The sequence below is a fragment of the Bifidobacterium thermophilum genome, assembly GCF_037482445.1.
In the GTDB taxonomy this organism is placed as follows: domain Bacteria; phylum Actinomycetota; class Actinomycetes; order Actinomycetales; family Bifidobacteriaceae; genus Bifidobacterium; species Bifidobacterium thermophilum_B.
This window is the reverse complement of the sequence record NZ_JBBHLY010000003.1, coordinates 43,788-56,898: the sequence shown is the minus strand read 5'-3', so window position 1 is coordinate 56,898 and position 13,111 is coordinate 43,788. Positions and strand designations below refer to the sequence as shown.

Annotated in this window: 8 protein-coding genes and 1 tRNA gene; 2 read left to right on the top strand and 7 right to left on the bottom strand. The window is 63.4% G+C overall.

Annotated elements, in window-relative coordinates:
- Positions 1–31 precede the first annotated feature (31 nt).
- Positions 32–1,453 carry a CCA tRNA nucleotidyltransferase gene (locus tag WD012_RS02975; RefSeq protein ID WP_339562312.1) on the top strand — a complete coding sequence of 474 codons (1,422 nt, stop codon included), beginning with the start codon at positions 32–34 and terminating at the stop codon, positions 1,451–1,453.
- A 123-nt stretch (positions 1,454–1,576) separates the two neighbouring features.
- On the opposite strand, the gene WD012_RS02970 is transcribed toward WD012_RS02975, so the two are convergent.
- The 7 genes from WD012_RS02970 to WD012_RS02940 form a co-directional block, all read right to left on the bottom strand.
- Entirely contained in the window at positions 1,577–2,200 is a 624-nt protein-coding gene (locus tag WD012_RS02970; RefSeq protein ID WP_339562311.1) for a LytR C-terminal domain-containing protein, read from the bottom strand.
- A gap of 31 nt (positions 2,201–2,231) precedes the next feature.
- Positions 2,232–3,155 carry a 4-(cytidine 5'-diphospho)-2-C-methyl-D-erythritol kinase gene (locus WD012_RS02965; RefSeq protein ID WP_339562310.1) on the bottom strand — a complete coding sequence of 308 codons (924 nt, stop codon included), beginning with the start codon at positions 3,153–3,155 and terminating at the stop codon, positions 2,232–2,234.
- The gene (gene rsmA / locus WD012_RS02960) at positions 3,152–4,120 is read right to left on the bottom strand and encodes a 16S rRNA (adenine(1518)-N(6)/adenine(1519)-N(6))-dimethyltransferase RsmA (protein WP_339562309.1); all 969 of its coding nucleotides are present in this window, start codon (positions 4,118–4,120) and stop codon (positions 3,152–3,154) included. The genes WD012_RS02965 and rsmA overlap by 4 nt, the downstream gene beginning before the upstream one ends.
- 117 nt (positions 4,121–4,237) lie before the next feature.
- The gene (locus WD012_RS02955) at positions 4,238–5,788 is read right to left on the bottom strand and encodes an aggregation-promoting factor C-terminal-like domain-containing protein (protein WP_339562308.1); all 1,551 of its coding nucleotides are present in this window, start codon (positions 5,786–5,788) and stop codon (positions 4,238–4,240) included.
- A 486-nt stretch (positions 5,789–6,274) separates the two neighbouring features.
- A tRNA-Thr gene (locus WD012_RS02950) sits at positions 6,275–6,348 on the bottom strand.
- A 270-nt stretch (positions 6,349–6,618) separates the two neighbouring features.
- Positions 6,619–7,608, bottom strand: coding sequence for a DsbA family protein (locus WD012_RS02945; RefSeq protein ID WP_339562307.1), 990 nt, complete (start codon positions 7,606–7,608; stop codon positions 6,619–6,621).
- Between the two features lie 155 nt (positions 7,609–7,763).
- A complete protein-coding gene (locus tag WD012_RS02940) occupies positions 7,764–9,884 on the bottom strand; it encodes a serine/threonine-protein kinase (protein ID WP_339562594.1) in 2,121 nt (706 codons plus the stop codon).
- A 249-nt stretch (positions 9,885–10,133) separates the two neighbouring features.
- Here WD012_RS02940 and WD012_RS02935 point away from each other — a divergent pair, with 249 nt between their 5' ends.
- Entirely contained in the window at positions 10,134–13,055 is a 2,922-nt protein-coding gene (locus WD012_RS02935; protein WP_339562306.1) for a glycoside hydrolase family 3 protein, read from the top strand.
- Positions 13,056–13,111: the final 56 nt, after the last annotated feature.

Sequence of the window (13,111 nt, the reverse complement as noted above, 5' to 3'; positions counted from 1 at the left end):
GTAGAAAAGTGCTGAATCGAAAGGGCGCGCGTTGAATTTCGAAGTCTGGCCAGAGGCGATAGAGCTGGGCCGTATGTTCGCGGACGAAGGGTATGAGCTGGCTCTTGTGGGGGGTCCGGTGCGTGACCTGCTCCTGCATCGCAAATCCCATGATCTTGATTTCTGCTCATCCGCGCGTCCGGAACAGTTCGAGCACATCCTGCGCGCATGGGGCCGTGACGGCTTCTGGGATATGGGACGCAAGTTCGGCACCCTCGGGGCGATGCGTCGGCGTCCGGACGGCACTGCGGTACAGGTCGAGGTGACCACATACCGTCGCGACACGTACGATCCCGACTCCCGCAAGCCGGAGGTCGACTATGGTGACTCGCTTGAGGGCGATCTGTCCCGTCGCGATTTCACGGTGAACGCGATGGCGTTGCGCGTGCCCGACCTGGAATTCGTCGATCCGTTCGGCGGCGCGAACGACCTGGTCAAAGGCGTGTTGCGCACGCCGGTCGACCCCCGTCAATCCTTTGACGACGATCCGTTGCGCATGATGCGGGCCATCCGCTTCGTCGCCCAGCTGGGCTTCAGCATCGAGCCGGAGACCGCGCAGGCGATTACCGAGATGACCGAGCGCATCCGCATCGTCTCCGCGGAACGTGTGCGCGACGAACTGGTCAAGACGCTGCTGTCCTCCCGCCCCCGTGCCGGCATCGAGGCGCTGGTGGATTCCGGGCTTGCCGATATCGTGTTGCCGGAAATCCCCGCGCTGAAACTCGAGATCGACGAGCATCACCGGCACAAGGACGTCTTCGAGCACACCATGATCGTGCTCGACCGCGCGGTGGCGTTGGAAACCGGCCCGGACGGCCCGGTGCCGGCCCCAGACCTCGAGTTGCGCCTGGCCGCGCTCCTGCACGACATCGGCAAGCCGGCCACCAGGAAGTTCGAGGACCACGGCAAGGTCAGCTTCCACCACCATGACGCCGTCGGCGCGAAACTGACGCGCAAACGTCTGCGCGCCCTGCATTTCGACCATCATATCGTCCAGGATGTGAGCGAACTGGTGAACATGCATCTGCGCTTCCATGGGTATGTCGACGAGCCGTGGACCGATTCCGCGGTCCGCCGCTACGTGCGTGACGCCGGGCCGCTCTACGAGCGTCTCAACCGGCTGACCCGCGCCGACGCGACCACGCAGAACAAGCGCAAGGCCCAGATGTTCTCGGATACGATGGATGAGATGGAACAGCGGGTACGCGACCTGAAACAGCGCGAGGACATCGAGGCGATCCGTCCCGAACTCGACGGCAACGAGATCATGCAGCTGCTCGGGCTCGAACCCGGGCCCCAAGTGGGGGACGCCTACCGGCATATGCTGGAATACCGGCTGGATAACGGGCCTGTCGGCCATGATGCCGCGGTCGAGGAACTCGAGCGTTGGGCGGCGGCGTCGGCAGACAGGTGAACGGGACCCGCGCCGGGCATGTCGGTCGTGGCTTGGTTCGCCGGACGACAATGACATGCCCGGCATGCGGGCAGAGCCTCACATGCCGGGCATATCATTGGCCGGATCCAACGGGTGTCGCGGTCAGCTCACCGCGTCATGCGTCAGCGCCTTGGGCAGGTTCGTCATCTTGCTGCTGTCTACGCAGCCGCTGATGCTGGTGATTTTCGCGCCCTTGCCGAGTACCTTCGACTTGGTCTTGAGATTGTCGAAGGTGGCGCCGAGCACCACGTCGATGAGCTTGTCCTGACGGTCATCCATCTTCATGACCGCGTCAGTGAAATGGTCGTTGAGTGTGTATGCCTCGTTGACGGTGTTCCTGCCGTAGTAGATGACGGTCCGTTTGACATCGGTCTTCTGGTAGTTCGCCACACTCTCCACCGTGAACCCGCGGTTGGTGAGCGCCTCGCCGACCGCACGGGCGAAGCCGGAATGCTGGGTGCCGTTGAGCACACGAACATGGACTGTCGACGTGTCCACATATTTGGCCGTCCCGGACGAATCAGGCACGGCACAGGCGACCGTGACACCATGGTTCGGCAGGCTTTCCGCCGTCTGGGGCTTCCCGAGACCGAACGCATGGAAATAGAACAGCAGCGATACGACCAGCGCAACCACCATGCATACGACGGTGATGGAAAACACTGTGGTCTGGCGGCGACGTACATAGGCCTTACGCGCCACGCGTTCATCATAGATTCCGGTCATAGCATCCTCTTCGTATCGGTATCCTTCTACCTTACCGGCAATCGCTGACGCTGGCGGGAATCCGCATCACCGGCTTCGCCGGGGCGGACGTCCTGATGATCCGGTCGGCAGCCTGCCGTTCACGCCAGGCTTGCGTCACCGCATCCGCGGCCCCGCTTGACGGGACAAAAGCCACGACCGACGGGCCGGAACCGGAGACAAAGGCATGCGTCGCACCGGCCGCAAGGGCCAGCTCGACAGCCAGACCGCTCCGTGGGTGAAGACGGATGGCCGCATATTGCAGGTCGTTGTCGGACCGTGGGCAATGCGGGTCATCCCTACCGTTGCCGATGCGATCGAATTCGGCATACACGCGCGGCGTGCTCAGCGCGGCGTCATAGGCGCCGACCAGTACCATGCCGGCGAATCCTTGCCGGTACAGGGCGGTCTCGGTGTCGCTGCCTTCGGCAATCGGGGTGACGCGCTCGCCGAACCCGGTGCCATGGGCGTAACCGCCCACCAGGCAGAACGGCATGTCGGCGCCGAGCCCGGCGGCGATGGGCATCAGGCGGTCGACGGGCCAATGCAGCCCCCAGAGGGTATTGAGCGCGAGCAACGTGGCCGCGGCATCGGCTGAACCCCCGCCGAGCCCGGCGGCGACCGGGATATGTTTGGTGATATGCACGGCCACGTCGGCGGGGTGGCCGCTCGCTTGGGCAAGGGCCTCGAGTGCCCGGACGGCATGATTGGCGCGGATATCGCCGTCAGGCCTCAGATCGCCAAGATGCTCGCCGCTGACGCGCAGCGAGACGCCGCAGCCCGCCGGGGCGGCGGACACGGTGACGGTATCGGTCACGTTGATGGCGCAGTAGATGGTGTCCAGGGCGTGCCGGCCCGCCCAGTCGGCGCGTTTCGTCCCCACGTGCAGGGTGAGGTTGGTCTTGGCCGGGCAATCCACGCTGACCGCTGCGCTCATGCCGAAGCCTCCTGGCTGCCGGTGGGGGTGCGTTCGCATGCGGCGGCGAGACGGGCGAATTCGTCGATGGTCAGGGTTTCACCGCGGCGTGTCGGGTCGATACCCGCAGCCGTGAACGCCTCCTGGGGCACATGGTGTTTCAGCGCGGCATGCAGGGTTTTGCGCCGCTGCCCGAATGCGGCGTCGACCAGCGCGAACACCCGGTCCCGTGACGGGCCCCCGTCCTGCGGCGTGGCGAGCTGCCCCTCGGGGTACCTGGTAAAGGTGACGAGCGCGGAATCCACGTTGGGGGCCGGCCAGAACACGTTGCGTCCGATCAGGGCGGAACGTTCCGCATGGCCGTACCAGGCGAGCTTGACGCTCGGCGTGCCGTAGATCTTGCTGCCGGGGCCGGCGGCGAGACGGTCCGCCACTTCCTTCTGCACCATGACCGTGAAACGGTCCAGTCGCGGGAAGCGTTCCAGCAGGGTCAGGATGATCGGCGTCGCCACGTTGTACGGCAGATTCGCCACCAAGGTGATGCGCTCGGCGTCCCGTAGCCTGGGGGCGTCATCCGGCATCACCGTAAGCGCGTCATGGTTGATGACATGCAGGCGGTCCGAAGCGTCCGGCATGAATGCGGCGACGGTGCCGGGCAGGCGTTGCACGAGCGCCGGGTCGATCTCGATCGCGGTGACGTCCGTGCCGGCCTCCAGCAGGGCGAGGGTCAGCGACCCCAGTCCCGGCCCGACCTCGAGTACGGTGTCGCCGTGCGAGACGCCGGATTCGTGGACAATCTTGCGCACGGTACCCGGGTCGATGACGAAATTCTGCCCGAACTTCTTGGTCGGTTTGATGCCGGCGTCAGCGGCGATCCGGCGGATATCCGCGGCTCCGAGCAGATGCCCGGACCGTTGTGCCGGCCCGGCGCCCGTAGCTGCGGTGTCATGCCCGGTTGTCGGTTGCGCAGTGGTGTTGGTGGTCATGTGTGCTTCTTGTCGTGGTGATATTGCGAGGTTGTTCGGGGTGCTGCGGTTGCCATGCCGCCGCATGCCGTGCCGCGTTGTGCTGCGCATGCGGCGGCATGCCGGACGTGCGGCGGATCAGTACCAGTTGTAATTCTGCCAGTGTCTCCAGGCCGCGGACGGCGAACCGTAGGTGGAGGCGATGTAGTACAGGCCCCAGTCGATCTGCACGGCTCCGTCGTCTTTCCAGTTGGCGCCGAATTGCGCCATTTTGCTGCCCGGCAGGGATTGGGGGATGCCGTAGGCGCCGGATTTGGGGTTGCCTGCCGACCAGCTCCAGCCGGATTCCTTGATCCACAGGTTGACCAGACAGGTCCATTCGTTGCCGGTCCATCCGCGCTGGGCGGCGGCGCCGGCCGCGTAGGTCTGCGCTTGCTGGACGGTCGGGTGCCATAGGCGTGAACCGGCGGAGGATCCGCCGCCCGAGCTGTTGCTTGAATTGCCTGAATTGCTTGAATTCGAGTTGTTGCCGGTGTTGTTCGATGGTTTGGACGTGCTCGGCTTCGACGTGGGCGTCTTGGTCGGCGTGGGTGTGCTCTTCGTGGGCGTTGGGCTGGGCGCGGCCGTTGTTGACGGTGATGGTTTTGCCGTCGCCGACGGACTGCCCGATGATGACGGGGACGATGATGGCGAGGCGGACGGCGATGACGATGCGCCGGACGAGCCGGAAACGTTCCCGGACCCGGATGACGGGGATCCGCTGCCGGAATCGGACGAGCCGCCCGAGGAATCGTCCGAACCGGTACCGGTGCCGCTGTCGGCATCGTCCTGTGCGGGCTTTTCCGGCCCCACGGCGATGATCTGTGTCACCGGTATCGCGGTCGTCTGCGAGGAGGTGAGCGTCTCGCTTTCCTTGGCGCCATCGACATAGGTCACGTCGTAGGTTTCGGTTTTGCTGCCGTTCTGGCCGGCCTGCTGGATGACGGTCTGGCCGGGTTGCAGGCTGTCGTCTGTGATCGTCTGCGTGTCGAAGGGGATGCTTTCCGTGCGGGTTTCGGTTTCATGTTTGACCCGCTGGACCCGCAGGATGGTGGCGCCGTTGTCTTTTTCGACGCTGACGCGATCCTCCTTGCCGAGCGTGATGCCTTTGGAATCGAGGATCGAGGCGGCGGTCAGCTTGCCGTTGGGTGCGACGGAGGTCTTGCCGTCCGCGATGACGGTCACCGGGCCTCTTTCGTTGATGACCAGGCCGCCGGTGAGCTGGTTGTACACGTTCTTGATGTCGACGGTGACCTTGGAGGCCGCGACTTCGTTGGCTTCGAAGAATCCCAGGAGCTGGTCCATGCTGGTGGCGACCGTCCAGAACGGCACTTCGGTGCCGTCGATGTTGATGGTGGTCTCGTATGCCGAGCGGACGGTGACCACATCGTGGTCCTTGAGCTCGCCTTTGGCGGTGGATTCGACGATGTCGTGGGATTTGACGGTCAGGTGCTGTTCTTGCAGCAGCCGTTGGACCGTGGAGGCGTATGTGGTCACGGTCGTGGTCTGCCCGTTGACGGACAGGGCGACTGTTTTGCGCGCCCCTACTGCGAACGCGCCTACCGAGGCGAGTACCACGGCGATCGAGCAGCATGCCACCCTGATGCGACGGAGTATCACCGTGCGCTGCGGGGTCCAACGACGCGCCATGCCATCACCTTCCGAAATGCCGTGAGGTTGCCTTGTTGCAAAGCCTCTGGCTTGCATTGTAGCGGTTTGGGCGGGCGTGGTGCGTGATTTGGTGCAGCGCGCAACATTCTCCCACATTCCCGGGGACTAAGGGCTTGTTACGCGGCTTGCCGCGCGCGGCAGGCATATGTGATGCGGCGGCGGTGACGAGCAGGCTGCCGGGTGGTCTGGAAAGGTATAGAACAGGTGTTGCGCGCTGGAGGAAACCGGTCTGTATACAACGCGAATCGCCCGGGGTTCTGCACCGCCGGGCGACTCGCGTCAAGAGAAAGGGGGGCCGAAGAGAAGGGGATGTTCCGGCCCCCCCTCAAGGTGAAGCTGGTTGGGGGGACGCTCCACCTTTTGCCAAGGGCCGTAGTTGGGGGGAAGGCCCTTGGTTCTACTTACTCGTGGTAAGACTCTACGTGATGCCATTATGCTGGCACGGTAATACTGTATCACGTTTCGAGCCTCCTGTCGGGATCGAACCGACGACCTGCCGCTTACAAGGCGGCCGCTCTGGCCATCTGAGCTAAGGAGGCGTTGTGGTGTATGCCCGGTTACCCGGCGTGTCGCCTGACGTGGAACACACGAACGCACGAGTATCCACCATACCAGCGGTCTGGGATATTCGGCGGGATGGTGCGGTTCGTGTCTCGCGGCCCGGACGGCTACAAGGTGGAATGCGGAGCCCCGCCATATGGCGATTTTCGCCCTCAGCAGAATATTGCTGTATGGGGCGTCGAAACGCAGCGGGGTCTGCCGGTGTGTACGCCGGCAGACCCCACGTCGCGACATAGGCCCGATTACCGTCACTCGCCGGTATCGATCGATTTCGGCTTGTCCTTCGAGCCGACCGACGGCATGGTGCCGCTCTTGCCGACATTGCCTTCATCGAGGCCGATCGAGTTGAGGATCGCATCCTTGATGGTCATATTCAGCGACGCGACCTTGTTCAGGTCGATCATCTTGCCGTTGACGGTCACGGTCGGCGTGGACATCTGCCCCTTGAGCGAGCCGGACACGTTCTTCAGCTCGTTCCGCTTCGTCGTGTAGCTGTCCACCGCCTTGAGCCACTTGATATAGGTACCCGCATAGGCCTTCGACGCGACCGATTCGGGTACGCCCGCCTTGACGGCCTGCTCCTTGAGCTTGTCATTGCTCACGGAGACGTAGCTGCTGCCCTCGCTCGGCTGGAAGTCCTCCGCATACAGGTTCGTCATGTATTGCAGCAGATGCTCCGGATCGCTGTCATGCTGCGCGATGTACACGGCCGAACTTGAAGCGCGTGAGGAATAGTCGTCGCTGGAATTCGCGTCCAGCGCGGTCATCACATGGTATTCGAGATTCACCTGGCCGGCCTCGTACATGGATTTGAGCGTCGCATCGATCTGCCGGTGCATCTGGCCGCAGCCCGGGCACATCGGATCCATGTAGATCGCAATGGTCGGGGCGTCGCTGATGGTCTTGTTGTAGCCGTCCTTCGAGAACGTGAACCCGCCATCGCTGTTGGCGACGGAAGGTTTCGGCTTGACCGCGTTCATCGCCTTCTTCGCGCTGGCAAGACTGGCTGCGGATGTCGTCGCGCTAGGGGAGCTGGAAGGATGCGTATTGCGGTACACGGTGACGCCGATCACCGCGACCAGGGCGATGACCACCGCCACGACGATCGCACCAATCAGCGTCTGCTGTTTGCGTTCCTTTTCGGCCTGCTCAGCTTGGGCGCGCAGTCGGGCCTCCTCCTGTGCCCTGCGTTCCGAGCGCGTGCGACGCTTCGCGCTTCTCTTATCGTTCTGGGGCATGTGTGTCCTTTCTGCAATGCCTTGCTACAAGCCTGATTGCGCGGCCGCATCCGCGACCGGCCACTGCCGGATAGTCTAGTAGACAACAGCGAGAACGCGGGGAGCGTATTCCGCGGCCGAAACACCCCAGATGCCGGCAGACCAGGCCGCCGCCGTCAGGCCACCACCAGCGGCGCCCAATCGATCGACCCGCTCATCGCCATGGCTGTCGCGGCGCAGGCGAGCAACAGCAGCCAGACCACCAGCAGGACGGTTCCGCGCGTATGCGTCCGGGTGGTGGTGTCTTCCCGGCCGGATTGGCCGTCGACGGCCGGATCCGGAGTGCCGGCAGGCGTCTGTGCTTCAGACGGCAGTCCCCGCAATACGCCGGCGCCGATCCGGACGGGCGTGGCGCCGGGCGTGAATACACTCGCCAGCCAGCCAATGGCCATGAATCCGCCCAAAGCCAGACCGCTCGCCGACAGCGGGCTGCCGGACAGCAACACGAACGGCACGACCCACCCCTGCCAATGCCACGGTGCGGCAACCGTCGGCAATGCGAGCGCAAGCGCCGCCACCACCGTGCCGAGCATCATGATCGCGGCGACCACGATGACGCGGGGGATGGCCAGAGCCAGGCCTTTGAGCAGATGCCACGGCATGGTGACCGCGCGCAAGGCCCCGTCGCCGCGCTTGCGGTTCCCCCCGCGTTTGCTCTCGCGTTCCAGCTGGGCGTCGGCATTCAGCCCGACCGCGGTCAGCAGCCATAGTGCCGCGCCCGCCACAATCAAGCCGATCAGCGGCATGCCGGCAGCCAGGACGGCAAGCGGCACGGCGAGCAGCAGCAGGGGGAGCGTACCGCGCTTGAGGTAGCGGGCGCGCCTGAGGTCGGCCGCGTTGGGGTGGCTGGCATCCTGGGGGCCCGGTGCGGCATCCTGCTGGTTTCCGGATGGCGGGATTCCAGGCGGCATGACGGCGGTTTCGGCCTGTTGCACCGGATTGGCCATGACTTGCGTCCGCTCTGTTTGTGGCAATACCGCCGTGCCGCCAACCGGACCGTTTGCCGGGCGTGTCGTGGGCGGCCGGCAAACGGCGGCGACGGTCGGGGCATCACCGATGACTTCGGTCGCGTCGCCGGATCCGCCGTCGGCGGGGATGCCGGTTGTCGTATTGCCGGGTTGCTGTGGTTGCGATGCCCAGTGTTTGCGCGGATTATCGCGGGCGTCGCCGGTACCCGCGTCACTTGGGCCGGGCTCCGGGGGCGCTTGCTCATGCGGGTCCTGCCTGTGCGGACCCTGCTCATGCGGGTCAAAAGGGAGCATCGTCGACCCCTGCTGGCTGCTGTTGCCGTTCTGGATATTCCGCGGGGTGCCGTCCGGCGGCATGGCGACGGTCCGCCCGTCAATCATCTGCCGCTGCGCATCATCCCAGGCGGCAGGGTCCAGCGCATCGACGGCGATCGCTTGCAGCAGCTGGTCCGGCGTGCACCGGCGTCCAGGGTCGGGGGACAGCGCCGACTGGAACGCCGCCGCCGTGTGGGCGGGCAATCCGGCCAGATTCGCGTTGCCGCGCGCCTCGCGTTCCAGCACCGCCATCATCGGCTTCGTGCCGAACACCGGCTGACCGGTCGCCGCGAACGCCAGCACCGAGGCGGTCGACCACCAGTCTGTCGCCTCGCTTGATTCGGCGCCGTCAATGATTTCCGGGGCAATGAACCCGGGTGTGCCCATCACCAGCCCGGTCCGCGTGACATGGCTTTCCCCTTCGCCCATCGCGATGCCGAAATCCACCAGAATTGGCCCGCTCGCCGCGACCATCACATTCGTCGGCTTGATATCGCGATGCACGATTCCCGCCGCGTGCACCGCCTCGACCGCGTCAATCAGCTTGCGTGACAGACGCTCCAGATCGTCGCCCACATACCGGCCGTTGGCGGCGACATCCTCGCGCAGGTTCCTGCCCTCAATCAGCTCCGTGACAATGAACGCGACCGCATCATCCAATTCCATATCCACAATCGAGCACACGCCGGGATGTTTGATACGCCGCAACGCCATTGCCTCGCGACGCAGACGCTCGCGGGCGGTCGCATGGTCGCGGGCGACCTGGCCGGTCGTCTCACCGTCATCAACCAGGGAATCGCGCAGGATCTTCATCGCGTATTCCTGCCCGCCGTCGTCCTTCACGCGCCAAACCGACCCCATTGCACCACTGCCGAGCCGGGAAATCAGCGTGTAGCCGCCGATTTCCTCGCCTGCTTCGAGATTCAACGCGTTCAAATCGCTCATAACCTCAATCCTAGTGATACCAAGGTGCAAGCGTGCCGGACCTGCCATGACGCGCCGGCATGTCACGCACGGGAAGCGTGCAGATTATGCACCCGAAATGACAGGATGGGGCGTAGAGGCACGACAGGACATATTTTCTGATGCAATGGCATCAAGGCATGTTGGACCGCTCCCGAAGACGGGCGACACATCGGTGTGAGGCGCGGAAGCAGCATCGACAAGGTCGAGACATGCACCACAAACAAGGAGGAGACGACCATGTTACAGATCAACATGGCAGATGTTGTCGCCGTCATCAACTCGCTGGTGCCGTATCTGGTCACCGCAGGCGTGTTGCTGCTGCTGGCGATCATCATCACAATCGCTGTCAACAAGAAGACCGTGCGCGTTGTAGCGACACGGAAACTCGTGCATTCGCAGTCGTGGCTTGTGGCCTTGGTAGGCATCGTCGTCGCGATTTCCATGATGCTGTCCGGCCCGTTGTCGACCCTGCTCAACAACGCGACGATCACCAAGTACGAACTGTCCTCGAGCACGGTGTCTCAGGCGAACAAACTCGCCAACAACGTCCAGGAAGAGGCCGTGACCCTGCTGAAGAACGACGACGCCAACCTGCCGTTGAGCAGCAAGAAGGTCAATGTCTTCGGCTGGGGCTCCACCAACCCGGTGTACGGCGGAACCGGCTCCGGCGCCATGTCTGACCAGTACCCGACGGTATCCATGCTCGATGGCATGAAGAAGGCCGGTCTGACGACCAACAGCCAGCTGACCAAACTGTATACGGACTACCGCAAGGACCGTCCGCAGGTGCAGATGTTCGCACAGGATTGGACTCTGCCTGAGGTGCCCGCTTCGCAGTATTCCGATTCGCTGATGAACCAGGCCAAGAGCTTCTCCGATCAGGCCGTGGTCGTCATCACGCGCGTCGGCGGCGAAGGTGCGGACCTGCCGACCAATATGAAGGCCAAGGGCATCACCTACACCAACAATTCAAAGGATTATGAAGACTTCAAGGACGGCGAGGGCATTTTGCAGCTCAGCCAGACCGAGCGTGATATGGTCAAGCTCGTCACCTCGAACTTCAAGAATGTCACCCTCATCTACAACGGTGCGAACGCCTTCCAGTTCGACTTCCTCAAAGACTATCCGCAGATCAAGTCCGTGCTGTGGTGCCCGCCCGCAGGCCAGACCGGCTTCACCGCGCTCGGCGAAGTGCTCGCCGGCAAGGTGAATCCGTCCGGCAAGACCTCCGACACCTTCCTCAAGGACCTCACCAAGTCCGTCAGCTATAACAACTTCGGTGGATTCGCCTATAAGGACGCCGACGCCATGGCGGCCAGCTACATCGGCTTCACCGGCAAGGAACAGAAGAGCACCCCGACCTTCGTCAACTATTCCGAAGGCATCTACGTGGGCTACAAGTTCTATGAGACCGCGGCGAGCGAGGGGCTTATCAACTACAACGACGTCGTCCAGTATCCGTTCGGCTATGGCCTGAGCTACACCGACTTCACGCAGAAGATGGGTAAGGTCGCGTACAGCAACGGCAAGGTCTCATTCAAGGTGACCGTCACCAACACCGGCAAGACCGCCGGCAAGGACACGGTCGAGATCTACTACAACCCGCCGTATACCAACGGCGGCATCGAGAAGGCGACCAAGAACCTGGTGGCGTTCGAGAAGACCAAGACCCTTGAGCCGGGTGCTTCCCAGACCATCTCCATCTCCTTCGACGACGACGCGATGGCCTCCTACGACGAGCACAATGCCAAGGCATACGTGCTGGAGAAGGGCGACTACCAGATTATGCTGCAGTCCGATTCCCACACGGTGATTGACGAGCAGACCGTCAACGTGCCGAAGACCATCACCTACTCCTCGTCGAACACGCACAACGGCGACAAGACCGCCGCAACCAACCAGTTCTCCAACGCGGAAGGCGATGTGACGTATCTGTCCCGCGCCAATCACTTCGCCAACTACGCGAAGGCGACTGCCGCCCCGACCGATTACACGATGAGCGAGGCCGCGAAGAAAGAGTTCACCAACAACAACCTCTACAAGGCGTCCGAGAGCGACAACGCAAGCGACAAGATGCCGACCACCGGCGCAAAGAACGGTGTGAAGCTCGCCGACCTGCGTGGCAAGTCCTATGACGATTCCGCCTGGGACAAGCTGCTGGATGAGCTCACCTTCAGCGACATGGACAATCTGATCGCCAACGGCGGCTATGGCACCCAGGCGGTCAAGTCCATCGGCAAGGTCCAGCTCACCGACGCCGACGGCCCTGCCGCCCTGAACAACAACTTCACCGGTGTCGGATCGATCGGCTTCCCGTCCTCCACGTCCTTCGCCTGCACGTGGAACAAGGATCTGGCCAAGCAGTTCGGCAAGATGATCGGCCAGATGGCGCATGACATGCATGTCGCCGGCTGGTATGCCCCCGCAATGAACATCCACCGCAACCCGTACTCCGGCCGTACCTTCGAGTACTTCTCCGAGGATTCGCTGCTCTCCGGCGCGATGGCGTCCAATGAGATCGCCGGCGCGAAGACCCGTGGCGTGTACTCCTTCATGAAGCACTTCGCGCTCAACGACCAGGAAACCAACAGGAACAGCATGCTGTGCACTTGGGCCAACGAGCAGTCGATCCGCGAGATCTACCTCAAGCCCTTCGAAATGAGTGTCAAGCAAGGCGGCGCCCAGGCAGTCATGAGCTCCTTCAACTACATCGGACCGACTTACGCAGGCGCGTCCAGCAACCTGCTGAACACCGTGCTGCGCGATGAGTGGGGCTTCCGCGGATTCGTGCTCACCGACTACTTCGGCGGCTATGGCTACCAGAACGCCGACCAGCTGGTGCGCGCCGGCAACGACGCGATGCTCGCCACCACGAAGGTGACCAACCACATCACCGATAAGTCCGCGACCTCGGTCAAGGCGATGCGTCAAGCGGCCAAGAACATCCTGTACGTCACCGTGAACGGCTGGCAGTACGCGAACGGAACGCCGAGCGTGCCGACTCCGGTGTGGCGCGTGGCGATGTACACCGTCTGGGGTGTGACCGCGGTGCTGTTCGTCGGCCTCGAGTTCCTCACCATCAAGCGGTATATCAAGCGCCGCAACGAGGCGAAGACCGCAGTGCCGACCGCATCCAAGGGCGGTGATGTCCAAGCCTGATAGCCCGACACACAACCGCGGTTGAGCCGGACCACGAAGCTGCGCGATCCGGCTCA